This window comes from Paenibacillus sp. NN59, assembly GCF_057597225.1.
Window position 1 is genome coordinate 4709980 of the sequence record NZ_CP199678.1, and the last position, 26384, is coordinate 4736363.

22 protein-coding genes are annotated in these 26384 nt (G+C 44.3%); 11 read left to right on the forward strand and 11 right to left on the reverse strand.

Going from position 1 to position 26384, the window contains the following annotated elements; translation table 11 throughout:
• Positions 1 to 19: 19 nt before the first annotated feature.
• Genes ACT89M_RS20610 through ACT89M_RS20620 form a run of 3 tightly spaced genes read left to right on the forward strand, consistent with a single transcriptional unit; the run spans position 20 to position 4950 of the window.
• Positions 20 to 1462, forward strand: coding sequence for a glycosyltransferase (locus ACT89M_RS20610; protein WP_308722844.1), 1443 nt, complete (start codon positions 20 to 22; stop codon positions 1460 to 1462).
• Between the two features lie 33 nt (positions 1463 to 1495).
• Positions 1496 to 3289, forward strand: a complete 1794-nt coding sequence (locus ACT89M_RS20615; RefSeq protein WP_308722845.1) for a FecR family protein — start codon at positions 1496 to 1498, stop codon at positions 3287 to 3289.
• Positions 3290 to 3333: 44 nt separating this feature from the next.
• The gene (locus ACT89M_RS20620) at positions 3334 to 4950 is read left to right on the forward strand and encodes a stalk domain-containing protein (RefSeq protein WP_308722846.1); all 1617 of its coding nucleotides are present in this window, start codon (positions 3334 to 3336) and stop codon (positions 4948 to 4950) included.
• A 92-nt stretch (positions 4951 to 5042) separates the two neighbouring features.
• Here the strand turns inward: ACT89M_RS20620 and sigK are convergent, their stop codons facing one another.
• From sigK to ACT89M_RS20635, 3 genes are all read right to left on the reverse strand, one after another.
• Positions 5043 to 5741: an RNA polymerase sporulation sigma factor SigK gene (gene sigK / locus ACT89M_RS20625; protein WP_090915017.1), complete on the reverse strand. Its 699-nt coding sequence runs from the start codon at positions 5739 to 5741 to the stop codon at positions 5043 to 5045.
• Positions 5742 to 5867: 126 nt separating this feature from the next.
• Positions 5868 to 6047, reverse strand: a complete 180-nt coding sequence (locus ACT89M_RS20630; protein WP_090915654.1) for a hypothetical protein — start codon at positions 6045 to 6047, stop codon at positions 5868 to 5870.
• 239 nt (positions 6048 to 6286) lie between these two features.
• The gene (locus ACT89M_RS20635) at positions 6287 to 6994 is read right to left on the reverse strand and encodes an alpha/beta hydrolase (protein WP_373323258.1); all 708 of its coding nucleotides are present in this window, start codon (positions 6992 to 6994) and stop codon (positions 6287 to 6289) included.
• A gap of 690 nt (positions 6995 to 7684) precedes the next feature.
• Here ACT89M_RS20635 and ACT89M_RS20640 point away from each other — a divergent pair.
• The gene (locus tag ACT89M_RS20640; protein ID WP_308722847.1) at positions 7685 to 10096 is read left to right on the forward strand and encodes a galactose-binding domain-containing protein; all 2412 of its coding nucleotides are present in this window, start codon (positions 7685 to 7687) and stop codon (positions 10094 to 10096) included.
• Positions 10097 to 10180: 84 nt separating this feature from the next.
• Here ACT89M_RS20640 and ACT89M_RS20645 read toward each other — a convergent pair whose 3' ends face one another.
• Together ACT89M_RS20645 and ACT89M_RS20650 are read right to left on the reverse strand one after the other, a co-directional pair.
• Positions 10181 to 11464, reverse strand: a complete 1284-nt coding sequence (locus ACT89M_RS20645; RefSeq protein WP_261769229.1) for an MFS transporter — start codon at positions 11462 to 11464, stop codon at positions 10181 to 10183.
• A gap of 66 nt (positions 11465 to 11530) precedes the next feature.
• Positions 11531 to 12478: an ADP-ribosylglycohydrolase family protein gene (locus ACT89M_RS20650; RefSeq protein ID WP_253492367.1), complete on the reverse strand. Its 948-nt coding sequence runs from the start codon at positions 12476 to 12478 to the stop codon at positions 11531 to 11533.
• A gap of 518 nt (positions 12479 to 12996) precedes the next feature.
• On the opposite strand from ACT89M_RS20650, the gene ACT89M_RS20655 reads away from it, so the two are divergent.
• On the forward strand, positions 12997 to 13665 hold the full coding sequence (locus tag ACT89M_RS20655; protein WP_221789837.1) for an HAD family hydrolase: 669 nt from the start codon (positions 12997 to 12999) through the stop codon (positions 13663 to 13665).
• 46 nt (positions 13666 to 13711) lie between these two features.
• Entirely contained in the window at positions 13712 to 14884 is a 1173-nt protein-coding gene (locus tag ACT89M_RS20660) for a mannitol-1-phosphate 5-dehydrogenase (protein ID WP_308722848.1), read from the forward strand.
• Positions 14885 to 15045: 161 nt separating this feature from the next.
• Here ACT89M_RS20660 and ACT89M_RS20665 read toward each other — a convergent pair whose 3' ends face one another.
• The 3 genes from ACT89M_RS20665 to ACT89M_RS20675 all read right to left on the reverse strand — a co-directional run bounded on the left by ACT89M_RS20665 (position 15046) and on the right by ACT89M_RS20675 (position 17751).
• A complete protein-coding gene (locus ACT89M_RS20665; protein WP_253492362.1) occupies positions 15046 to 15939 on the reverse strand; it encodes a hypothetical protein in 894 nt (297 codons plus the stop codon).
• Positions 15940 to 16165: 226 nt separating this feature from the next.
• Positions 16166 to 16822: a YkyA family protein gene (locus tag ACT89M_RS20670; RefSeq protein WP_308722849.1), complete on the reverse strand. Its 657-nt coding sequence runs from the start codon at positions 16820 to 16822 to the stop codon at positions 16166 to 16168.
• Positions 16823 to 16848: 26 nt separating this feature from the next.
• Positions 16849 to 17751: a polysaccharide deacetylase family protein gene (locus tag ACT89M_RS20675; RefSeq protein WP_244159166.1), complete on the reverse strand. Its 903-nt coding sequence runs from the start codon at positions 17749 to 17751 to the stop codon at positions 16849 to 16851.
• Positions 17752 to 18131: 380 nt separating this feature from the next.
• Between ACT89M_RS20675 and ACT89M_RS20680 the strand changes: the two genes are divergently transcribed.
• Both ACT89M_RS20680 and ACT89M_RS20685 read left to right on the forward strand, forming a co-directional pair.
• Entirely contained in the window at positions 18132 to 19076 is a 945-nt protein-coding gene (locus ACT89M_RS20680; RefSeq protein ID WP_308722850.1) for a DMT family transporter, read from the forward strand.
• A 34-nt stretch (positions 19077 to 19110) separates the two neighbouring features.
• On the forward strand, positions 19111 to 19947 hold the full coding sequence (locus tag ACT89M_RS20685) for a sulfurtransferase (RefSeq protein ID WP_154887907.1): 837 nt from the start codon (positions 19111 to 19113) through the stop codon (positions 19945 to 19947).
• Between the two features lie 151 nt (positions 19948 to 20098).
• Here ACT89M_RS20685 and ACT89M_RS20690 read toward each other — a convergent pair whose 3' ends face one another.
• Positions 20099 to 20938: a helix-turn-helix transcriptional regulator gene (locus tag ACT89M_RS20690; RefSeq protein ID WP_154887905.1), complete on the reverse strand. Its 840-nt coding sequence runs from the start codon at positions 20936 to 20938 to the stop codon at positions 20099 to 20101.
• 119 nt (positions 20939 to 21057) lie between these two features.
• On the opposite strand from ACT89M_RS20690, the gene ACT89M_RS20695 reads away from it, so the two are divergent.
• Positions 21058 to 21837, forward strand: a complete 780-nt coding sequence (locus ACT89M_RS20695) for an SDR family NAD(P)-dependent oxidoreductase (RefSeq protein WP_341181151.1) — start codon at positions 21058 to 21060, stop codon at positions 21835 to 21837.
• Positions 21838 to 22061: 224 nt separating this feature from the next.
• Here ACT89M_RS20695 and ACT89M_RS20700 read toward each other — a convergent pair whose 3' ends face one another.
• Positions 22062 to 23621 carry an acetamidase/formamidase family protein gene (locus tag ACT89M_RS20700; RefSeq protein WP_154887901.1) on the reverse strand — a complete coding sequence of 520 codons (1560 nt, stop codon included), beginning with the start codon at positions 23619 to 23621 and terminating at the stop codon, positions 22062 to 22064.
• Between the two features lie 456 nt (positions 23622 to 24077).
• On the opposite strand from ACT89M_RS20700, the gene ACT89M_RS20705 reads away from it, so the two are divergent.
• Positions 24078 to 24518 (forward strand): hypothetical protein, encoded by a 441-nt coding sequence (locus ACT89M_RS20705; protein ID WP_251505905.1) that lies wholly within the window; start codon positions 24078 to 24080, stop codon positions 24516 to 24518.
• Positions 24519 to 24657: 139 nt separating this feature from the next.
• Here ACT89M_RS20705 and ACT89M_RS20710 read toward each other — a convergent pair whose 3' ends face one another.
• The gene (locus ACT89M_RS20710) at positions 24658 to 25272 is read right to left on the reverse strand and encodes a hypothetical protein (protein WP_308722851.1); all 615 of its coding nucleotides are present in this window, start codon (positions 25270 to 25272) and stop codon (positions 24658 to 24660) included.
• A 142-nt stretch (positions 25273 to 25414) separates the two neighbouring features.
• Here ACT89M_RS20710 and ACT89M_RS20715 point away from each other — a divergent pair, with 142 nt between their 5' ends.
• Positions 25415 to 26233: an alpha/beta fold hydrolase gene (locus ACT89M_RS20715; protein ID WP_308722852.1), complete on the forward strand. Its 819-nt coding sequence runs from the start codon at positions 25415 to 25417 to the stop codon at positions 26231 to 26233.
• Positions 26234 to 26384: the final 151 nt, after the last annotated feature.

The window sequence follows — 26384 nt, forward strand, 5'->3', positions numbered from 1 at the left end:
TTAGACGGAAGGAATTGTTATGGATCCCAGACACAATCACATATCAGACTTAATATTAAAACAATTACATCATTCAGCTGAACTAGCGGCTAAAAAACACGTTCAGGAATTCCCATTAGATGGTCAGGGCTGGCTTTTACTTGGAGAATCACTGATGAAACAAGGTAAGGGAAGAACGGCCCAACTCCTGTTCAATCGGGCCTTGTTTCTTGATCCTAAAGGGCAGTGGATGCCCTTCATGCGCGAAGAGTTACAAAAAGTACCCTGCAATGAAATAGTGAGTAAGGAAATACAATTACTTCTAAGTACACCAAAAGTCACTGTTTCAGCTGCTCTTATTGTCAAGGATGAAGAACGAAGCATAGAACGGTGTATTCAAAGCATTCTGAACGCGGTTGATGAGGTCATTGTTATCGATTCGGGGTCAACCGATCAAACCTTATCGATTCTGCAAAAATATCCGCAAGTCCAAGTGTATCATGTGCAATGGAACGACAACTTTGCGGAATTACGTAATGAAGCATTAAGCCATGTTCGTTCAGAATGGGTGTTCTGGCTGGATGCAGACGAGTGGCTACATGAGGAAGATCAAGAACTCATTCGACTGGCAGCAGGAATTTATAGCTCTATGAAAACCTATGTTCCAGCCCTCCAGCCTGCCATTATGAATTATGTAGGAAATAAATGTTTATCAGAATATTCCGTTCCACGCCTTTTTCAAACCAATAAAGGTATTCATTTTAGTGGCAGAATTCATGAGCAGATCGCTACAGAAAAGGAAGGGATTTTCACTTCCAACATTATTCATAAACCTGTCGGGATTCGCCTACATCATGACGGCTATGAACCCGAGATTAAATCTAAAAAAAACAAGATAGCACGTAATATCGAGCTATTAAGAAAAATGACAAAGGAAGAGCCGAGCAACCCAGGTTGGTGGTACTTCCTTGGACGTGAAACAATGAACACGAATGATAAACAAGCTTCATTATTTTATTTCACAAAGGCCATTGAACTAGGGCAAATGAATTCACATTTTGGAAGAATCGCAGAAATTCATGTGTTAATGGGTAAAATCTATACTACTCAAGACAACCTTGAAGCTGCTGAAAAATGTTATTCTCAAGCCCTTTCCATACACCCAGATTATCCTGATGCACATTTCTTATTAGCAAATATAACGGTCTCCAAAGCTCAAAAATTGCTAGAAGGAGCCTACTCACATGTGAATAAGGCTACCACTGGCTTTCACTCTTATCGCGGAACCATTGCTCCTGATCAAGACATTTATTTGTGGAGATCCGAGTTACTACGCTCCGATATCCTTGTTTTGAATGGTCATTTTGGCGAAGCAGTGACTATATTACAAGCCTTAAAAGAGAAATTCCCGAATTTAGAGGTTGTAGAAAGAAAATTAACATTCATCAATGAACAGGTTCAACTTGTATCAAACAAATCGTAAGGATGATCAAATTAAAGAAAGAGTGATGTTACTTTGTTAAAACGGATTGGAACTTTAACGCTCTTCCTCGCCTTATTAACGTTTATCTTAAGCTCTTTGAATGTTTCGGCAGCAACGCGAGTAATCGAGAGTGCGCTTATCACAACGGTTCAAGGAGAAGTAACGATAACGCGAGCTGGAGGACTAAAACAAATACCTGCTTTTTCAAATATGAAACTCTATCAAGGTGATCGAATAATTACTGGAAATACTGGCGCAGTAACGTTTAAGGTAAGCAATCCAGAGTCAGAAAGATCTTTAGGGAAAAACTCTAACGCTGTCATCTCTAAATTAAAACACAACACTTTAGGAAATGAGTTTTCCATTAAATTATGGACAGGTTCAATCTGGAGTTCCGTATCCCACTTGGCCGATTCCGATACGGATTACATTGAAACCCCTGGTTCCAAATTACGTGTACGAGGAACCAATTTTCACGTTATGGTCCAATCAGATGGTACATTAACGGTATTCGTTGCCTCTGGCCTTGTTGCTGGATCTACAAGTGATATCCATGCTTCCAAGGCATCCTTTCTGGTCGCACCCGCGCAGCAGATCAGCTTTAATTCTGTTGCTCCACCGAAAAATATGCAGGATGCTATAACTGTAGCTGATGTCGCAAAGCTAACACAACAAGCGGACCCTTTCATTCTAAAAGCGATGCTATTCAGTACTCCTGCTATCATCACAGAGAATACAAAGCTTGAGAAGCAGCTTAACGATGATATGAATAAAAATATCTCTCCCTTGATTCAACGAGATGGAATTCAAGCTGACATGACAATCAATAACAAAAAAGCTCTCTCTAACTACTTAGATAACATCAATAGACTAATATCGAATATCGCTTCTGAATCTGTTCGACTTAACAAGATAAATAATAATGAAATGAACGTAATTCTTAATACGGTCAACCAACAGATTATAGATATCGAAAGAAAAATAAGCTTACAGAACGTCAAACCTCTTCATGCGATGGGAGGTATCAATCCAGAAGGTTTTCAAAATAAGGAGACAGAAAGATTACGATTAGAATCATTACAAAAAGAAATACAAAAGCAGCAACAGGTCTTAAAAGAAGAAGCCAAGGCTAGGTTAGATTCTTCTTTGGAAACCATTTTAGATAACAAACAAAAGATTGATTCAGTAAATAAATCGATATTAGATCAAATTCAAGGTCGTGCTGAAAAGACTTACACAGCTCAATTATCGCCAGAGGAACTTAAAACCTTTGAAAAAAACAAACAACAATTAGGACTGAATCATTCCGATTCTGATCCTGCACCGGTTGTAACAGCTCCTGATTCTCCTGGCAATTCAGCTGGGAAACCGAATACACCCAAAGTCACGTTGGTGCAGACGCCAACAGCAAAAGGATTCGAATTGTCTATTCGTTTAAAGGATTTCACGGGGTCCAGTGCTATCTTTGGCACGGAATTTCACTTTATTAGTGATACTGGTGTAGATGTAACTAATCCAGCGAACCGTTTTTTGAATGATTCCTACTTCAATCCTTCAAATAGTGTAGACATTACCAAAACCTATGTTGGAAATTCAGATAACGGCCTAACTCAAAAAAAAGAAACGATATATGCTGCAACCCAATTCGGCACTACATCAAACATTGCGATTTCGGACGGGATCTTAGCTACTATTCCTTTCTCCATAAGTGGGGATGGAACATTTAAGCTATTCTATGTGAAGATCGTGGACCATACAGGCAGAACTATCTTAGAATTAAATGATTCAAATGCTGATTTGCCACCTGCATTTCACTTCACCAAGTAAGATACAGATATTCCCAAAATAAAAATACAGCACAAGGAGTTCTTATGACCTTACTACACAAAACATTTCTCTCGCTCAGTGCTATAATCATTATCTTTAGCTCGAGTATCGGTTCAGCTGCCAATGCTGCCCCATTATATAATGATAAAGGGAATATGATTGCAACCGTCTCAAGAATTGCTGGTAACGGGATGTATGGAGAACAGGAAGGGCCAGCCTTAAATTCTTCCTTCAGACAACCGACAGGATTAGCTATTGGGGAAAAGAATCAGCTTTTCGTTTCAGACACGGGGAACCACAGAATCTTTAAACTCAGCAATGGTAATACCAATACTTACGCAGGCCCTTCATCCTCTTTACTCGTTGATACGGGAGGCCAGCCTATTGGAACCCTTCTTAACGGGAATAAATTAAACGCCATGTTCCAATCTCCTGCTGCTCTAGCTTACAGCACAGACAAGAGCTTGTATGTTGCAGATACCGCAAACAATGCAATCCGGAAAATATCCTTCACGGGTGAAGTGACTACAGTTGCAGGAAATGGCCGAATTGGTGCTACAGACGGAAAGGGAAAAGAGGCTCTATTTAATCATCCACAGGGAATTGCTGTTACGAAAGAGGGATTAATCTACGTTTCTGATACCTTGAACCATACTATCCGCAAAATTATGCCAGACGGCACCACTACTACGTTAACCGCAGCATCAAAACGTGTTGTCGAGATTCACCCTGGGTTTGTATCACCGGCTGGTGATTACAAAAATGGTTCGATCCAACAAGCTTTATTTAACGAACCCACCGGCCTTGCTTTAGATGAAAAGGGAAATTTATATGTCAGTGACTCTGGTAACCAGCTCATTCGTTATATTGATTTTTCGACTAATAATGTCACAACTGTAGCTGGTCAGTTACATGTAAAAGATAATTCAATCTATGATAAACATGAATTATATGCTTCTGGAGGTTACACGGATGGGTCATCACAAATGGCCGCCTTTCACACGCCCAGAGGAATTGTCTTAGACAAAACAGGAGGCCTTCTTGTTGCTGATTCTCTAAATAATGTAATAAGGTATATCAAAAATGGAAATGTGACTACAGTATCGGGCAGTCAGACAGGTGAATCGGGTGACCAAGATGGTCCCGAGCGAGTAGCACTCTTTAATTCCCCACAAGATGTAGCCATTACATCTGAGGGAATCATCTACGTTGCAGATACAGGCAATAATATCATTAAAAAGATTTCACCCTATACACTACCCACAAATATGAATAAAACCTCTGGAATTAACATTGTTTTAGAGAATAAGCAGATCAAGTTTGATACTTCCCCTGAGATAAAATCAGGACGAATTATGGTTCCTCTCCGTCAAATAGCCGAGGCTCTGCGCTTTAATACAACCATCTCTTCGGACGGTAAATCTATACATTTAGAAAAGGGAAACCGTTCTATACAACTTTTCCTTAATTCGAAGAAAGTCCTAACAAGTGAGACAAGCAATACATTACAAAATAAAGAACTTGATGCAGCACCCTATATGAAGAATAGTAGGACATACGTTTCTCTTCGGTTTGTAGCAGAAGAACTCGGAATAGACGTCCAGTGGGTTCCAACTGCTGGAGCTGCCATACTTCGAAACAACATCACTAATGAATACTAAATGACATAAGACTCCAAAGAGATCAAAAGTAAGCTTTTCTTGATCCCTTAGGAGTCTGTTTTTTTATCTCTATTTCAGTTTGTTTTTTTTCATTATTTTTGCTTATAAAATTCATGATACAGTTTCATCAACGCCCGCTTCTCGATCCGCGAAACATAACTGCGTGAAATGCCAAGCTCCTTGGCAATCTCGCGCTGCGTGCGCTCTTCTCCCCCAGCTTCCAGGCCAAAGCGGCCAATGACCACTTCTTTCTCCCGATCATCCAAAATGTCGAGATTGCGATAAATTTTGCTTTTTTCAATTTTAAGCTGCACACGATCTACCACATCATCGGCTTCGGTGCCGAGGATATCAATAAGTGTAATTTCATTTCCTTCTTTATCCGTACCAATGGGGTCATGCAGGGATACGTCTTTACGTGTTTTCTTCAGAGATCTTAAGTGCATTAAGATTTCGTTTTCAATACATCTCGCTGCAAATGTCGCCAGCTTTGTGCCTTTGCCTTGCTGAAAGCTTTCGATCGCTTTGATCAATCCAATCGTTCCAATGGAAATCAGGTCTTCCTGATCTTCTCCGGTATTGTCAAACTTCTTGACGATATGCGCCACAAGACGCAGATTGTGTTCAATGAGCAGATTGCGCGAGTGGGCATTGCCTTCAGCCATGAGGCGCAGGTGCTTGGCTTCGTCATCCTCAGCGAGCGGCTGAGGAAACGCATTGTTTTTGACATATGAAACGAGTAACGTTAATTCTTTGATGAACAGAGCTATTGCGGTAAACAATCCGGGCACAGATGACACCTCCTGCAGTTTTACAACGATCTGGCCTGAGCACATAAGGGAACAGGGTCAATCTATTGTATGTGGGCAGAGGCCTAGAAGTGCACGTACCAATAAATCCGCATCAAAATAAACACGTTACACACTCACCGTAACAATTGAACCCACTCTCTCCAGCAACAAAAACTCTTTCTCCACACTTTCAATAAAGTATGTTCTCTCCCCAAACAAAATCACATCATGCTGTACCAGCGGAACTTCGCTTTTAAAATAGATAACGTTATCCGTTTCCCGAAATGCCCCTTTATAATAAAACATCGTCAACCAGTCCCTCACTTTCACGAAAATACCTATGTACGCCTCATCTTATACTATACTATTTACCCTTCTGATTTGAATCTGCTTCACCGAGAAAAATACATAAAGCCTCAGGCGCTGTATAATACAAGCCTGAGGCTGATGCTCATCCCAATACTCCCTCTTAAACGCTACCCTCTTCTTAGAGAATAGTGTGGATGGAACGTTCAGATGATTACTTTTGGATGGAAGCTGGTGTACTATTTAAAAATGCGTTGCGAGAACTGATACAGGCCACTATTCCAAACTTTTGGCTCATGTCCACCCACATCCTGATACCAAATGTGTGGAACGTTCATACTGCTGAGACCATTTTTAAAGTTCTGGCTCACCCACAACAGGCCATCACTTCCTCCACAGGAAATCCAGAGCAATTTCAGTTTGCTGGCCGCCTGTCCAGGATTCGTGATCAACTGGTTCACAGGCTTCGTATTCGGAGCTGCCGAGAAGGCACCTACATAAGCGAACGTATCCAGATTCTTCAATCCAAAGTTGAGAGATTGTCCGCCACCCATGGACAGGCCAGCAAGTGCACGATTGTTTTTATCCTTATACACGGGATAAGTTCTCTCAATATGCGGGATGAGATCCTTGAGCAGATCTTGCTCGAACCGTTCAAAGGCGGCAACTTTATCCGGTGCGTAAATATCACCTACCGGGCGATCATCCTTCATCGCACGGCCATTCGGCATAACCACGATCATCTGCGACAGTTTTCCTTCCGAATACAGGTTGTCCAGAATGTTCTTCGGTTTCATCGCGTTAGCCCACTCGTGCTCATCCCCGCCAATCCCATGCAGCAGGTACAGCACGCTATACTTTTTATTAGGTGAATATCCAGGCGGCGTGTACACCATCGCTTTCCGTGCATTGCCAACTGTCGTAGAATAGTAGGTAATGAGGTTCATATTCCCATGCGGAATGTTATTCCGATAGCCATCATACCCCGCTGGTGCCGGTACAACCGGCGTAGAATTTAGAGTATTGTTAACCTCATTGGTGGAAGCATTGGTGGATTCATATGCAGTGTTCTGAGCAGAAATTTCGCTAGATTCCGTGGCAGACGCCATCGTTGGAGCAAGCATAGCAACAACCATAGAAAGACTTAAAAGGATAGAAACACGTTTCTTCATTCACTTTTCTCCTCTCAATTGGGTTAATCACAAGCAACACTTCTGTCATGAAAGCCCTTACAAATAAATCCACCACCTCCCTTCCGTCACACTCACTGAGGATAGAATACGTTGAAATTTGTAGATTTGACTTGAATCCTCTCTCTAAATTACTTATATAGTATATTTAAACTTATTTATCCATTTTTTGCAACTATATTCGACACTTCTTATCTACAATCATTCTACTTTTATATAAAAACAAAGAATTCACATTTCACTTTACTATGAAATCCCACTATAAAAAATGTAAAATACTGTTGTTAAATTAAATATTTTACCTTATTATAATCTCAAACAAGGAGGTGTCTATACCAAATTACAATATTTTCTCGTTTTTTCTTGTCTACAGGCATTTAATTCACCAAGTCAGGCGGCATGATTGATTGTTCTGCAAATCAACTATTTCTTGGGAGGGAAATGATTGTGAACAAACTTCGCTCATCTATTCAAAAGACATGGGCCTCATTTTTGGTTTTCACGTTATTGCTGCCTTTACTTGTCGGTCTTTGGCCTACCAATGCCTACTCTGCTTCTAACAACGAGGGAAAACTATACATAACAGCCGACAATGAATTCTCGCTTTTTGTTAACGGTAAACAAGCAGGTAAAGGGGATGACTGGACCAAAGCCTATACGTTCCCTGTCCCCATTCAACCTGGCACCAATGTTATTGCGGTTCAAGCCAAGGACTGGGGTTCGTATGCCGGACTGCTGGCAGATCTCAGTTATGAAGATGAAAATCTGGTTACTGACTTCAACTGGAAAGTATCTGAACGATACGTTGAGGGTTGGGAACAACCAAGATTCGATGATAAATCCTGGGCGCGCGCTTCAGATTTTGGACGTTATGGCAGTGATCCATGGAAACAAATCCAAGGCATGCCGGAAGAGACAAGTGCACGTTGGATCTGGGCAGGGAAAACAAATGTGGATGCCCCGATTGCGGAAGCTTATTTCCGCATTACGTTTACCATTTCGGAAGACGGCCTGGGGGTCAGTAATCCGATTACATCCTCCGGCCAGTTTGAGCAGGTGGATTATCAATTAAAACCGACACAACCTATGCCATCTTCCATCGTGCAAAAACTACCCGTCGTTAATTCCGTCTTCGAAACGGTGGAAGATAAAGGTTCAATCGAACTGAATTCCCGAGAAGCTGCTCAGATTGGAAACCTGCTTTCCCCTGGTCAGATTTTTCTGGATGAGTCTTCCGCCAGGGCAATTAAAGTGGCTAGCACCAGCAAAAGTAAAGATGGATTACTGGTGGATTACACCACACCTGGTGTAGATGAACTGTTTGATTACTATGATATTCCTGAGCAAGAAGTTTCTTTGGAAGAGCGAAATATCGTCATGCCTGATCTGGACATGGTGCTGGAAAGCAATGAACGGCTTGGCGCTTTGTCTATATCCGATGAGCAGATCAATGCGGATCAAGAAATAAAACATTTCAACATCGACAACACGCTCCAGCAAGATGCTAATCTCTCAAATCCAGAAAAACCTGCCGAGCAAGCCTTCACAACTATAGATCCTATGGGTCTAAGTAACGAAACCTTGATTCAACAGGGTGACGAAACTACGATCCATCAGAGTGAAGATGCTTCCGTTGATTTGAATCAAACAAATTCCGCAGACATCACTGATGCAAATGCCATAGATATGAATGAGCTTATTCGCACCGCTGGAGCAGGTGATTTTGCCACTTGTAAAAAATCCGGAAATGAGTTTGTCTGTGATTTCAAAAAAGTACTTGTAAATCAACAAAATGCAAACGGCAACAAAGTTTACGTTGAAGCGGGCGGCAAACTTACATTGATCGCACCCAAGGTAACGGGAAAATACGGTTTCTGGGGAAAATACGATCTTAAATTCACAGCAGGTGAGAAAGCGAACGTCTACATTAAAGGCGACGCCAAATTCAAAAAAGAAGTTAAAGTGCCGATTATGGGCTTCAATATCGGTGCAGGCAGCCTGGGCTCCGTATCCGTTGGGGTATTCCTTGTCATCGGTATTGATGGCAATGTCACATTTGAATTCCAAGTGGATCAGGGGTATACCGTCACTCTAGGCGTAAAAGGTAAAACACGGGCTTATATCCCTGTACAAATCAAGCCTTACAGCAATGTGAGCCGTTATCTTACCGTCACACATAAAATTGAAGGACAAGTTACGGCTTGGGCAGGAGCCAAAGCTGAAGTGAGTTTGAAAATTGCAGGCAAGAAAATATTAGAGGTCAGTGTGTTCGCAGGCATTGAGGCCACAGGAAAGTGGACAAGTAGCAACAGTGTTCCAAGCACCATGTCCCTTACCATTGATGCGCTCGTGAAGGGGGAAGGCGCTGTATTTAATAAATCCTTCAAACTCTTTGAGCTACGCTGGAATCTCGTAAGACTGGTGAAAAATCCTATCAATCCGGGAACCGGGCAGAACCTGGCGAGAAATGCCACCATAACCGCATCCTCCACCTATCCGGGGTACTCAACAGCCCGAATCAATGACGGCGACCGTAACACGGCACTTGGGGAAAGTTATAGCTGGGCAAATAATCGTAATTCCTCATTACCGCAATATGTCACTCTTGATCTGCCTGCATCCAGTTCCATTCAGCGGATCGATCTATATACAACCAAGGGTTATGTCCTTGCCAACTACGACCTGCAATACTGGAATGGTTCAAACTGGGTAAACCTGGTTCAAGTCACAGGCAACCAGGAGACGACACGATCACATACATTTGCAGCAGTTAACACCTCCAAGGTCCGTGTCGTCGCTAACAGGGGACCTTCACATCAGTCAACCTATGTTCGAATTAACGAGCTTGAAATCTATTAAAATACAACAGAAAAAACCTCAGTTTTCTTGTTTATAACAAGAGGCTGAGGTTTTCTTCATTATCATTAGTCTATAATTTGTAATTTAATGCAACGATACGGGATGAACGCCATCTGCACCTTCCGGTGAAGTTTCCTTATCCTGCTTAAACAAGCTGAGTAACAATCCAAGCAAGCCAAGTGCTGCAATTACTGCGGCGTAGATCGGCACTGAGATCAGTCCTGTATGTGTAATGGCGAATCCGCCGAGATAAGCCCCCGCCGCATTCCCCAGATTAAATGCAGAGTGGCTGGATGTCGTCGCCAGCAGCGGAGCTTCACGCGTCATATTCATAATGCGAAGCTGAAGCCCCGGCATAATGCCAAAGGCTGCGACACCCCAGAAGAAGATCGTGATTACCGCCAACACCGGATTGTGTAGTGTCAGCGTTAATGCAGCGAGTAGTACAGCAAGAATACCGAAGTTCACAATCAGTGAAGGCATAAGCTTCCAGTCCGCCAGACGACCACCAACCATATTCCCGAGCGTAACACCGAAGCCAAACAGCACCAGAATCCAGGTTACACTTTGCTCTGCAAAACCACTAATATCAACCAGCATCGGCGTAATGTAAGTGAAAACTGCAAACAGACTTCCGCAGCCCATTGCTCCGATTAGAAGCACAAGCAATACCTGTGGGCGGATCAGGTTACGGAACTGCTGTCCCAGGTTAGCTGGTGTACCTTGCGGAATAACCGGGATAAAACGAATAATACCAAGCAGTGAAACAATGCCCAGAATGGTAATCGCCCCAAAAGAGGAACGCCAGCCAAGCTGTTGACCGATAAATGTACCAAACGGAACACCGATAATATTGGCGATGGTCAGTCCCGCAAGCACTACCGACACCGCACCAGCTCTCCGATCTGGTGTTACAAGCTTGGTAGCCATGATTGAACCTACGCCAAGGAACGTGCCGTGAGCAAATGCCGTCAGGATACGTGCCGAGATGAGCAGCCCATACGTAGGCGCAATGACAGACAAGGCGTTACCTATTATGAAAATGCACATCAGCAGCACCAATAGTTTTTTCTGCGGAATCTTGTGCGTGAAAACGGTTAGAATGGGAGCGCCTACGGCTACGCCGAGTGCATATCCCGTAATTAGTTGTCCCGCCTGTGGAATGCTAACGTTCAAATCCGTTGCCACATTAGGCAGCAAACCCATAATGATAAATTCAGTCATGCCAATGGCGAATGCCCCAATCGTCAAGCACAGCAGCGACAAAGGAAACGGTTTTCTTTTACCGGATGTTGTGGTCTGTGATGTACTCGTGGATTCCTCCCGTTCACCCGCAACAGGTTCTAATGATTGTTCTGTCTTACTCATGATGTTTTCTCTTCTCCTGTCCTTCATATATCTATTGTTTTACGCTAAGCTCTTTCTCTCCATGTTCTATGATTTTCTCTGCGCGGCATTGCCCGATGCTTTTAACCATAAAGCCTCATTTAATTGAGCAAACGTATCTCTCATTGCCAGCTTGTCCTGCCAATGGGATGGAATCCCGCTTCGCCCGTAATACGCACCCGCAATCTGTCCATAGACAGCGCCGGTTGTATCTGCATCATCTCCCAGATTAACGGCAAGCAACACCCCATCCGAAAAACTGGATGACTTGTTGAACGCCCAAAGCGCTGCTTCCAGAGAACGAACCACATACCCACTGCCTTGGATTTCGGGCGGTTCTTTACGCTCGTATGACCCCATAACCACTTCTTCGATGGCAGGCGAAAAAGAACTCCCTTTCTCCGTCCGCCAGCGCTTCATCGTCTCTGGAGATAACATTGCGGCCTTGTCTGCTCCATGGAATCCCGCCACAAGAATGGCTGCCAGCACTTCGCAGGCCTCTACACTTTCCGTCGCTGCATGTGTTGTCCGCGAACTCAGCCCTGCGTAACGAACCGCCTCCGACGGTTGAAGCGCATAAGCCATGGCAACTGGAGCAAGCCTCATGATGGAGCCATTCCCGGCAGTCATGGGGTCAGTTGATCCACTATAGGCTTCACCGGTTCGAGCAAATCGTTCCAGCGCGCTTCGCGTAGCTCCACCAATATCAAAACAATCTCCGGTACTGCTCATATAACCGATCTTATACCAATTCGTATAGCGGCGCATCTGATCAGCGGGATCGAAATTTTCCTGACGCACCAGACTTTCCGCCAGACACAGAGCCATAGAGGTATCGTCCGTCCATTCTCCAGCTTTTAATCCAAACACTCCGCCGCCTATCATATCTGTGACAGGTTCAAAAGTACCCGGACTACTGAATTCAACAGTTGTTCCTAGCGCATCTCCTACTGCGAGCCCGATCAAACCGCCCTCAAAACGATCTCTTTGCAGCATGTTCTCTTCCTCCTTCACATCACTTATCCAACAGGCAACTCGTGGCCTTATTGTCCCACATGCGCTGATCTGGCGTAAAGCAAATTAAACTAAAGTTGCCGATTCATTTCTTCTATTATAAACGTGTCGAAAGCTGTTGAATGGCCCAATACGATTCATTTTCAACAATTTTTTTTATTTTTTTCGTGTTGAAAAAACCGTTCATCCATTACACCGCTTACATGCAAAGGGCTTAACGGTTTGCAAGGTTTCACATTTTCTGAAAGTAAGTCACACATGTGAAAATTTTCAATGTAAACATTCATGACACACTTGACCCTATTCTTTGTCCTGTGGTACGGTTTTATTAGATTCAACGCATATTTTTTCCCAAATTAATATCCCTATCCCGCTTTTTGCGTTAACTAACATTCCGCGAGTTAATGAATGTACGGGAATTAATTTGCAGAGAATTCACGAAAGTTAGTGTTTCATTTTCCAACCCAAAAACAAATTCTGAAAACAGGAGGAACAAATTGATGATTAAGGCACTGATTTTTGACTTCGACGGAACGATTATTGACACAGAGACAGCTTGGTATATCGCATTTCGGGATGCGTACAAAGAACATGGTGTTGATCTAACACTGGAGATGTATTCCAAGTGCATTGGTACCAGTCTCAAAACCTTCAATCCGTATGAGTACCTCATCACAGATTTGAACCTTCCGATTGATCGGGATGCGTTCAGGGAATCGGTCCAATTGCAGCATGCTGCATTGATGAACAAAGAAAAGGTTCGCCCAGGTATACAGGAATATTTGGAACAAGCAAGCAAAGCCGGTATAAAGCTCGCTGTAGCTTCCAGCTCCAAACGTGAATGGGTAGAGCAACACCTGGAGCAACTGAAATTAAAAGACTATTTCGAAGTGATCCGCACGGCAGATGATGTTGCCAATGTAAAGCCTGATCCGGAACTGTACAATCAAGCACTCGAAGCCCTTGGAGTAACTGCAGACGAGGCCGTAGCCATTGAGGATTCACCTAACGGCGCGCGTGCAGCATCTTCTGCTGGTATGCATTGCGTTGTCATCTCGAATACCATCACCGGAACGTTGGCATTCGATATGCCTCACCAGCGACTATCCTGCCTGACCGACCTGCCATTTAACGATTTGATCTCGAAGCCACTCGTCACCACCGCCTAAGGTCTGCACGAATTTCGTCATCCAATCTTAAAGGGGGAGTTCACACATGAAAGCTGTACATTTTGGTGCGGGCAATATAGGCCGTGGGTTTATTGGTCATATGTTGTCCGCTTCCGACTATGAGGTCTGCTTTGTCGCACGTAACCCAAAGAAAATATCATTGCTTCAGAAGAGGCAAGAGTATCCGATCACCCTTGCCAATAACGAACAGGACACAACCATTGTGAATAACGTAACCGCGATTAACGTAAACGAGCAACATCGTGTCGCGGAAGAGATTGCATCCGCTGATCTCATTACGACAGCGGTAGGTGTATCTGCCCTCGGGGATATCGCCGAACCGATTGCAAAAGGCATCTATCTGCGCATGAAAGCTAATAATTACAATCCTCTGCACATTATCGCTTGTGAAAATGCGATCGGCGGTAGCACCCGGCTGAAAAAGCGTATCTATCCTTTTCTGGATGAGCCCACCCGGGCCAAAGCCGAACGTTATATTTCATTCCCCAATGCAGCTGTGGACCGGATTGTTCCGGCTCAGAACCACGAAGACCCGCTGCAGGTCACGGTTGAACCTTTTTATGAATGGGTTGTTCACCGCCCGGCCCTGCTGGATGGGTTTAAAGAAATCGAAGGCGTTCACTATGTTGATTCACTGGAACCTTATATTGAGCGCAAAATGTTTACGGTCAACACGGGTCATTGTGTCGCCGCATACTTCGGTTATCTCGCAGGCTTGAAGACCATCCGGCAGGTCATGAGCAATACGGCCCTTCGCGCCAAGGTGCGTCATGTCATGGAAGAGACGGGAGCCATGCTGATCCGTAAACACGGTTTCAACGCGGAAACACACCAAAAATATATCGATACTATATTGGGACGGTTCGCTAACCCCAATCTCACCGACCAAGTGACCCGGGTTGCACGTTCTCCACTTCGCAAGCTTTCACCTCATGATCGGCTTGTTCGCCCAGCGATGCAGGCCAGTGAATTCGGAATCGCTATTCCTCACTTAACCTCTGCGATGGCGGCCGCAATGCTGTTTGATGACAAACGCGATGAGGAAGCCATGAAGCTGCAACATTTTATTCATGAAGATGGACTCTCTCCTTTTATCCGCGAACGCATGGACATTCCCGAAGAACATGTCCTTCACCAGCACATTATCACCTGTTATGAAGAGCTTCAAGAGCATAAGGTACCGAAGGTACTTACCTGAACTTGAGTTCAGCCTGTGGATCGACCATCTCCGTTGACCAACAGCAACATCATGAACAAGGCAAACAGCCGGGAGGAACGTGTGCTTGCTCTTGTTCCTTCCGGCTCAACAAAACAGCGTATCCCCTCTTTTCAGGAGACACGCTGCCCACGGTTATCGCTTTATTCATTCATAATCGAGTTCACTGATGCATACACCATAGGCAGGAAACCTTCGGAAGGTTCACCAACCGGCGCATCAATGTGGAAAATGAATCCATTCCCGTCCAGTTCCTTGACGATGAAATATTGCGTTTTCTTCCCATTCTGAGACATCATAAACAGTCTTGCATCTTTCATCGGCCCATTACTAAGCTGTTCAGGAGTTAATTCTTTGACTTCCCCCACCTCGGACAACTCTTCCTTCGCGTCCATCTTCAAATAATCCAGATTAAAGTCCGAAGGCAACTTTTCGATCTCTACCTTGTATCTAGGATCAATCTTCATCGTTAACTCATGGTCTTTTGCATCAAAAGCCATCGGCTCAAAGATATATAGCGAATACCCTTTGGTCTGTGCCAGAGTTACTGGCCGCTTCTCCGTGATCCCTTCCACCGTCACTTCCAGTTCTGACGTTTTGGCGCGATCAGATGTAACGATATTTCCTGCCCCAGTACCCGTTTTATCGCCATCCTCAGATGCAATTTTGGTAATCCCGGTGAGTACCAGTTGTTTGGTTGATGCATCCACTGCTTTTTCTACATATTTGAAACGAACCGAATCCTCATCATCGATATCGTCCAGTAATTTCTGCATATCCTCCCCCACCTGGAAAGACATCGCTTTATCCTTTACACGAATCTCAACCGTGTGTGGGTCAGCCCAACCCGTCAGAATGCCCTCTGCTTCAATGACATCACTTTCCTCCGGCTTCTGTTCCGGCGCTGGTGACGTTTCCTTTGTATTGTTCACAGATGGTTGAAGTGCAGGTGCACTGCTCCCACAAGCCACGAGTGAGAATCCCATAAGTAGAACCACTAATGTAGTGCTGACCTTTACCCTATTCCTTTTTCGCATATGAACACCTCCGTTAGCTTAAACGCAATGCTGCTTGTCCATGTTGCTACATCCATTGAACCAACGATGCTTCACACGATCACTCCGGATAGCGGCGGGATCTTGCAATCGCTGTTTTGTGCAAAGACTGTTTGTTCCATTTATATAGCTTCGTATAATATTTACTTACACGGGAATCAGACAGCTCAATCACGCATAAACGGTATTCAAAGGCCAACTCTCCAGCCTAGCCCGCCTGATCAAGCTTAACCAATTGCGCATGCGCCGCGTTGAAAGCTTGCGTCTGCAAGTTGAATTGTTTACGTACTTCCGCAAGCTTGGCGTATTCTTCATTACGTGTGCGGATGGCACGTTTAATTTTAACAAGATTCGGCTTAGCACTTGCTCGCATAAGCCCGTACAGTTGTTCTTCAGCATTCAGGCTATGTTCATATGAAACTACAAATAGCTCATAGGTTTTGGCTCTTGCCTCATATTGATCCAGCACTTTACCTGCGTGAGCAAGCGTCTCTTCCTTCTCAATGGTAAGCTCCTTGAGAGAACCGCGTAGTGCTTCAATCTTCTCTCCTGTCTCCTGCATAACCTTCCCCGTCTGTTCAAGCAACGCTCGACGTTGCTGAATATCAGCCTCTGCTTGATCCAGCAGCGCTTCGATATTGCTGTTCTTTTTCTTTCCATTGCTCAAAATACTCTTGTATAGTTCCATATCCTCTGCTTCATACCGTGTCAAATCCTTCAGACTTTTGTCGATCTCCTGACCGCTCTGCACCAAACGATTCACCTGATTGGCCGCAGGCTCCTGCGGCTCTCCACACCCGCTAAGTAAAAGCATCAGCAATAGACTGCATGCTGCTAGCGTAATTTTTTTGCTCGTAATTAACATGTGTTCTCCCTCTCTTGCCATAACGTCTACAGACGTGTATCCCCGCTAAAATTGGCAACCCAGTGTGCGCTCGGATCATACACTTCAAATTCGTAGCCCCGATCTTCCAGCAGCTTCATAATGCGCGGCAGCGCCTGCACAGTCTGTTCCCGTTCATGCATCAAAATAACTTCCTTATCCCTGTGCACACTATTGCTCACTCGGGCTACAATTTTATCCGGCTGACCGGGAAGATTCCAATCCAGGGAATCTGTCGTCCAGTCCCACATTTTGAAACCTGCCGCTGCAATGTCTCCCCTGAATGCTTCACCAATCTGCGGACTGCTACCGTAAGGAGCACGGATGAGATGCGGTGTGTATCCGATCAGTTTCTCGACCATTTTCTGTTCCTTTTTGAACTCATTCACAAAGTTCGCCGAACTTCCGCTCTTATAGAGTTTCTTATAGTTATGTGTCATGCTGTGTAAACCAGGATAACTACCTTCCTTCAGCAAACGTTTCACCGCATCCGGATGCTCATTTAACTGCCGTCCAATCATGAAAAACGTCGCTTTCGCTTCATGTTGCTTTAAAATATCCAGCAATTGATCTGTATATTGACTTGGTCCATCGTCAAATGTTATGTACACCACTTTTCGAACCTGACCCATAAATCGTGCCGGCTCCTCTTTCGACTCCGGTGTAACCTGAATCATCCCCAGCTTTGCGGGTTGCTCAATAACAGCAATTGGCGGTGGTGCCATTACCGTTTTCATCCAATGGGTCATACCGATAAACACATATGTCAAGCCCGCAACAAACACAAGCAAGAGCATGATCGCCACGCTCAATCTGCCGTAGCGGATTTTCCTTTTTTTATGAGTTTGTTTTCGACTGACACTGCGAATCGCATTTCCATAGTCTCGCGTTGTTTCTTGTTGTACTCTCACGACCTAGCCACTTCCCAACTGTCTTTTTTTCCCGATGAATGGAATATTATATCGATTCACGTCTCTATATAGAAGATTAATAGAAAAACCGTCGCTGTGAATGACAGAATAGTTACAAGCTCGGTTACAATCTACTTATCTCTTTTCCATGTTTCTCTAACCACGGATGTGCAACTGAATTTATTCGTTGTTAAAAGTAAAACGTGTTTCATGGCCGAGATGCTGCTTCCAATTTTTTCAGCGTCCATACAACATTTATATATATCAAGATATCTGCTGCGTGGTGAAGTATCTTTACCTGCTGATGTCTTCCCTGCACTGACCTTCTCCTGTATAATGAGGTGATTTAGGTTATCTATTTACAAGAAGGAGCTACACCTATGACAAGCATGAACCGTGCCGGCAGATCCATCTATTTGTTATTTTTTGTCGGCATTATTGCCATTTCTTTCTCTTCTATTTTTGTACGCTGGTCTGACTCAGATGTTGCGGTCATTGCCATGTATCGCCTGTTTTTAACTAATGTGCTCATGCTGCCTTTCGTTTGGCCACACAGGCATGAGATGCTTCGTCTGAATGTTCGTCAGTGGGTTTTGTTACTCGCTTCCGGTGTGATGCTTGCGCTACACTTCCTGCTCTGGATGGGATCACTGAGATTAACCAGTGTCGCCAGTTCCACCGTCATCCTTGCTCTCGAGCCGATTCTGATTCTGGCCGGATCGGTGTGGCTGTTCAAAGCCAAAATCAACCGCATGATGCTCATTGGCATGGGTATCGCGCTGTTGGGGTCGATCATTATCGGTGCAGGAGATTTTCAGGTGGCAGGGACCGCGCTACAGGGAGATATTTTATCATTACTTGGCACGATGGCAGTGGCTGTGCATATGTTGCTGGGACAATTTTTGCGAACAGGTCTCAGTGCATTCTCGTATAATTTCTGGGTGTTTCTTGTCGCTGCCTGTACGTTCGCGGTGTACAATCTGTTCATGGGGCATCCGTTCGGCGGTTACGCGGCTTCGGAGTGGGGAATCTTCCTGTTACTGGCTATCGTGCCTACCATCTTTGGACATTACCTCTTCAACTGGTTGTTGCAATATATGAACGCGACCACGGTATCTATGGGCGTTCTCGGAGAGCCTGTATTCTCCTCCTTGCTGGCCTGGGTACTGCTGGGCGAAGCATTGAGTACACTTCAAATGTCGGCAGGTGTCGTGATCCTGTTCGGGGTGTGGATCTTCATTCGGTACGGCAAAACCAAACCCCAGGCCATTCCAGCTGATGCGCCCATCGCCGCTCCAGTTCCTGTTGAACCGAAGACGGTGTAAAAAAATTCATTACATATGAAGGCGGTGTGTTGTTATGAAAAATATAGTATCCATGCGCTGGCTGCTCGCCAGAATGTACGAATCCGATGTTGCTATCGTAGATTGCCGTTTCCTGCTCGGTCAACCCGATGCCGGACGTGAAGCTTATGAAGCCGGACATATTCCGGGGGCTGTCTATCTTGATCTGGAAAAGGACCTTTCCGCTCCGGTCACTGAGCACGGCGGACGCCATCCACTCCCTGATCCGGCTGCACTCGCAAGCCGCCTCGCTAAAGCAGGCATCGGCTCCAATAGTCGCATCATTGCCTATGATGATCAAGGCGGCATGAACGCATCACGTTTATGGTGGCTGCTTCGTTACTTGGGACATGAACAAGTTTATGTCATGGACGAAGGTTTCTCGGCTTGGCAGAATGCCAAGTTCCCGGTGACAACGGACATCCCGGTACAGATTCCATCTTCGTTTGACGTGAACCTGCAACCACAGATGCTCGCAAGCGTTACGGATGCGCAACAAGCTTCGGCAAGCGGTAGCGCCGTGCTGGTTGACTCCCGTGATGCCCGCCGTTATGCAGGGCTGGAGGAACCGATCGATGCGAAGGCCGGACATATTCCGGGGGCAGTGAATTATTTTTGGAAAGAAGTGCTTGGTACGGATGGTCGCTGGTCTGGTGTTGAGGCATTAGAGGAGCGGTTCGTGAAGCTGGGGAAAGATGATGCCATTATCGTGTACTGCGGCTCTGGCGTATCCGCCTGCCCGAACGTGATTGCGCTGGAGGAAGCGGGATTCTCGAATGTGAAGCTGTATTCCGGGAGCTGGAGCGACTGGATTAGTTATGAGGGAAATACAGTAGCGACGGGGGAAGAGTAGTTCGGAGGACAAGTCTACAGTTTCTCAATGACAAATACACCGCCTTGCAGGCCGATGTCTGGGGCGGTGTATTTTCCGTTCCTGAGCGCGAGCCGGGAATACAGGAGTGGTAAAAGCATCGTTGCACGGGATGGCTAGTGATTTTCAACTTTTACGGTGGCCCACTCGCGCCCGTGAAGTAATGCTTTAAACGAGATTTGGTTGCCGGATGAGGCATATAAATCATCATTCGATGATCTGGTTCATTGGGAAATTGAAGGGTGACATGCTCGAATTCAATAACTCCAAACGTGGGGTGCAAAAGCTTCTTGTAGCCGTCAAGGGAGCCTGGCACTTCATGATACTGCCACATTCTTGTAAAATCATCGCTTGTCCTCTTCAGATCTTCAATTAACTTGTCGAATGAATCATCATTCAGATACCGTGCTCTTGCCGTTCTGAACTCAGCAATCATTCTTCGTGAGACACTCTCCCAATCCTCCGATCCTTCTTTCCAAATAGAATCCGTAAATTGGCGCCACATCAAATTATAATCATGCGGGGGTGACACCCTATGAATCATAAATACAGCAGCTGCCGCTTCATTCCAAGCTAAAAAATCCCACTTTTTCCCGATGACATAGGCCGGATTAGGATGCAATTCATTCAGCATGTCCTGAATGGATGGGCTCAGTTTCTCTTCAATGATCGTTGATTGAGGAGGCAGTGATTCTCCAGCAAGCAAAAAGAGATGTCTTCGCTCATTGGGTGTCAGCTGGAGTGCTGAAGCCAAGCTTTCCAGTACACCTACCGACGGACGAATATCACGACCTTGTTCAAGGCGCGTGTACCATGAGAGCCCTATATTCGCGATCCCGGCGACCTCCTCTCGCCGCAAGCCTCGTGTGCGACGACGATTGCCAGGCAAAAGGCCAACATCAAGGGGAGAAACGGAGGCGCGTAAATCTCTTAAGAAATTACCTAGCGCTAAACGGCGCTCACTGTCGTTCAAGTAAACCTCCCCCTTATCCTATCACTCACAAACCTACCATTAAGCAGGTTCTCGTGACCGTTTAGTAGTCAAATTATACTGAAGGCAGTTGATGAGATCAACAATTCCAGGCAAGGAGAATGAATATGACAACCATTGCAGGACAAATGTTGGCAAACAAGGTAGTAATGATTACAGGTGCGGGGCGAGGCATTGGAGCTGAGGCAGCAAGACTGTTTGTACAGCAAGGGGCTTCTGTGATGCTCGTCGCGAGGACAGAGTCTGAGTTGCGTAAAGTCAGGGATGAAATTGTGACATCGGGTGGAGATGCTGCATATTTCACAGCCGATCTGTCCGATTCACGCAATGTTGAACAAGTTGTTAAAGCTACAGTGGAACGATATGGCCGTCTTGATGCCGCTTTTAATAACGCAGGTATTGGAGTCACGGTATCATCGCTGGTGGATGAAAGAGAAGAAGACTTCGACCTGATCCAGTCCGTAAATTATAAAGCAGTCTGGATGTGCATGAAAGCCCAGATTAAAATTATGATGGAGACTTCAGGGTCAGGTTCTATTGTTAACACCAGCAGCGTGGGTAGTCTGAAGGGAAATCCGGGCTTGGGAGCTTACGGGGCATCTAAACGAGCGGTAAACAGTCTGACTCAAACAGCTGCAGTCGAATATGGTCCAGCGGGTATCCGTGTCAATGCAATTGCTCCGGGGACCACAATGACGGATATGATTCAGCAGTGGGTTTCTATCAACCCCGATATCATTGAACAGATTCGTGCGAAGACACCTCTGAGGCGTCCTGCTGAACCTATTGAGATTGCTAATGCAGCCGCTTGGTTGCTTAGTGATTATTCATCTTTTATTACTGGAGTCGTTTTGCCTGTGGACGGTGGACTTAGTGTATAAGATTCAGTGGTCTAGGTCGGAATGTCTGAATTGATGTAGACATATCTTCGATTGCAATCGCAAGCGGGTTATGGGAAGAATAAATATTTTGATGATATTCTTAGAAAAGGCTTTCTGGACTAATCTGAGAGTTAACAAACTCCCAGTTAGTCCCTTTTTTTGATTCACGTTAAAAGAAAAAACGCGATGGACATCCGTCCACCACGATTGAACAATGAAATCGATTATTGCTTTTTACTTAACGATACGTTTGCTGTTAACGTCTTGTCGATCGTCGTCCAGTTTACATAAGCACCTAGTATTTCATTGATAACAGAAACCGGAACTACGGTTTCGCCATTTAAAAGCTTTGGCACTTTACTATTGAACACTAGTTTATCGTTAATTGAATACACATCCGAACCAATTTGGGCACTTATATCTTTCGTGCCTAATTTAATTTTCGTTGTACGCGTCTTATTATCCCATTCAACTGCGCCACCTAATAGCTCCGAAATGGTTCGAATCGGTACGTAAAATTCATCGTTATGAACAACCGGTTTGATGGTCGTACCCCCTACATTCATTGCAACGTCAACATATTCAAGGAAATCGCTCTTTCGAATGAGCCCATGAACCCCTTTCGTTCGGTCTACGACCTGGGATACTTCATAATCCGTTGCCGCCGATAGGTACGCATAAGCTACACTTCTATCCATATCAAGCTTATCGGATAAGAATTGAATCGATTCACGTACTGATTCTTTCATTGCTTCATCCAAATCAGGATCAAGTCCAATGGGAATCCAATAATCCTCTGTTTCAGCAAAGGGTTGCGTGAATTCTCCACGATGCGGGATCGATGGATCACCTTTCTTTAACACCGTTAACCGAACTGTCCCCCTTAAGGAAGCTTCCAATGCAGTTAACGCTACTTCCCCATCTCCTTGAGCAAAGTGTGGATCTCCAGTATAAAATAAACCGCCTTTGACTTGAATCGGATAATAAATAGTTGCACCGACACCTAACTCATTAATATCCATATTCCCTCCCGTTTCAATAGGCGGGATCGAACTCACTACTTCGCTGGTATTCGGTGCAACCCCCATAACACCTAGAAACGGGTTAATGGGGAAACGTACATTTTTCCCAGCTTTTGTTGGTAACAAACCATACCAATTACCGTTGATCTCTTCAATAGGTGTAAATATAGATACATTATTATATAGTTCAGGTTTTGTTGCGCTAGCCCCCTCTTGTGGGCCTGTATTTTCTGGAAACTCGTCAGGAAGGGCACCTTTACCATGACGATTAGAAATGACACCATAGGGAACTCGAGTTTGCAACGAAAGGACTTCTACTTTAAGAACATCTCCTGGCATTGCTCCCTCAACGGCTACTGGCCCAGTGATGATATGAGGTCCGTCTTTTACATAATCATGCTTAATTGGAGAAGCCGCAATTGCCTTAGCATCATCCAACACGCCATCGGGGGAGATACCGAATTTGCCGAAGTACTCCACTGGATTTCTCCCCTGATCTTCAATCAGTCCCTCATGCGATACCGTATCAAATGTTACAGCACTTCCTGATGGTACTGTGAGAATCGGAGAGCTATCTCGATTAGGCAGTGATCCCCAGCGAACGTTTTCAATCGCAGACGTTACATAATAATCACCTTCTACCTTATCAAATGTTGTTGGTTGCAACGGCATACTAAATCCCACTGAAGGTAGAGCAAATGTAAACATACCCACAATCCCTACTGAAACACCAATTTTCCTAATCGTTCGGTTAATAAACATCACGTCCCCCCTAGGTTATGCAACATTATGTAATATTATATGACACGTATAAAAGATAACATATAAATCTATTTAAAACAATATTTTCTTGTTAACAAAAGTAACAAAAAAGGGCTATAACCCGAGAAAAACTTATTAAATCATAAACAAATGTTAATATATCTAACATATAAAAGGCGTGTAAAACTTAAATATGTTTCCTAAACTTGATGAACATTCTTCAGATATCAGTTATGAGGGGAATGCGGTGGGTGCCCGTATTTATTCATCGGCTTTTTAGGCACTATATTGGTTGGGGTACACGTCGTGATCTATCAAATTCATTCTATAGACTTCATTTAAATAATAAAAATCGCCCCTAATTTTGTTATCTATTAAACGTGCTAAAATAGGATTTAGACCTGCTAAACTTATTGAGGGGTACCTCCTCAATCCATCAAGAAGAGGTGAACAACGATGACGGAGTCATATCATGGAATACATTCGAATTTGCAATTTCCAAGTAGCATCTTTAATATCGACCGCAAGGATGTTCCAGCACTTCTGGAAGCTACGAACGTCAAGCACCAGGAGACCATTGCGGAAAAACTGACTGGTTCGGAGTATGCACTTCATTTACTCCTTGCTGTAGAAGTTGCTAAGCAACTAGTATCAGAATGGACTGAAGCAGTGCAGCGATGGTCACCGCCGCTTATCCTTGATCTGTCCATATGCTCAATTGACTGCGCTGTTGAACTCCTGCAAAACCCTGAGCGGCGACTGCTTCGCTTCTGGTTTTATTCCGAAGATGTACCGGAGGACTGGAGAGAGGGGCACAGTGACCGCTTTTTCGATCTTACGGTGACCATTGACGCCGAATCACTGACCGTGCAACATGCTGCAGGGCCAAGCAGATGAAACAATAGAGCCTGCATTCGGAGACACTAACACTTGTCGATACTCTACCAACAGCCTGAAGGACATTAACACAGACTTCGGGCTTTGAAGCCAGAGTGTAGTAAGTAACAAGTATAACGGCTCTACAATACCTGATCCACTATTTCAATTTATCCACCCGTTCACTATTCTCCCAGATGGCAGGATTATTAATCACCTGACTCTTCCCACGCATAATAGAATCGTAACTATCCTTTCCAGATGTATACCAGTCCACAATAACTACCTTTCCTTTCAGATCTTGTACCAAGAATTCAGTAGACTCCGCATATTCACCTACATCCTTTATAATACGTGCATTCATTTTTAGATAATAAAAACTCTGCTCTCCTTCAATATAATCCACTTTTTCAGCTTCCATCTTGACCTCTCTCACTTGGTTATAAGTTAAATTGTTCTTGCGAAACAGATTATATTGTGATCTGATCTTCTTTTCCGTATATAGTTTGAGGTTCGGGTTATCAATATATCTACTAACGTCAAATTCCAGACCGTTCCATATGGCTTTGTAATATCCAGATAAAACCTCTGCACAGAGTTCATAAGCCTTCTCCGTATCCAAAGTAGATAAACTTGGATTGTTGGTCGTGCCCCTCCCTATCAGAGAAGCAGAATCTCCATGTCCCCCTTTGTCCTTGCTACGATCAGACTGTTCACATGCACTAGTAAGCCACATCGTTATTAACAATAAAACAAGGTAAGTATACTTCATCATATCCCTCCAAGGCTCAATTTTAAATTAAACAATATTTTACTAAAATTTATATAATTAACATAATTATTTACATTTTTACCTTAGAAAAATATACTCTGATATGAATGAATATCTTAATTATTCCCATATTAGGAGGGTATGTATGATGAAACGTTGGCTATCTTTAACTCTAAGTTTTTGTCTGGTTTTTCTGATGGCAGCTCCACTTGCAGAAGGGAAAACGAATCAAGTTGGCTCTAGCGGGCTCTATGAAGTAAGTACAGGGGTTGCCTTATATGCGAATATTCAAGGAGTGAAAACGTCTCTCCCTACCGTTGTTTTCATTAGCGGATACGGTGACGATTCATCCGTCTGGTCTGGTATCCAATCCGAGATATCCCAAAAAACGTTAACGGTTTCTTATGATCGTGCTGGGCTCGGACTTAGTGACGATACTACCAAAGATAAAACAACAAAACAACAAGTTAAAGAGTTACATAAGCTACTTCGAAAAGCTAATATTCCAGGTCCATATGTATTGGTGGGACACAGCATTGGCAGATTAAATGTGAGAGGATTTGCTGATCGTTATACCAATGAAGTTGCAGGAGCTGTGCTGATCGATGCCTCTCACGAAAAGCAAGAGGAAGCTGTTCTGGCAACCTTGCCGCCCGAATTTATAGAGATGTACCAGTCACAGTTTACTGCGGAGGGGGATTATGCAGAAGTAACCAAGAGCTTTAAATATATCGAAAAACTGCGTGCCAAGGATGCAATGCGGAATTTACCATTAACCGTAATTTCTGCAACAGAACATGGCATGGGACCAGAAATGGAAATCAAATGGGCTGAAATGCAACAAGATTTAGCATCCTTGTCTAATCAGGCTACTCATGTCACTGCGCCAAACTCAGGACACTATGTGTACCTTGAACAACCTGAGCTTGTGCAACAAGCAATCATTTCTATGCTAGAGCAATAACTTATGTATCGGGGGTTCAATCTTCCCTATAGAAATTCATGAAGCTCGCGAATAGCGAGCTTTTTGACTTGCCTGTAACAACTTACCTCGATCAGAGGTGCCTGAGGAAGGATAGTATCTCGCTTAGATAAAAGTAAAAAGAAAACATTAT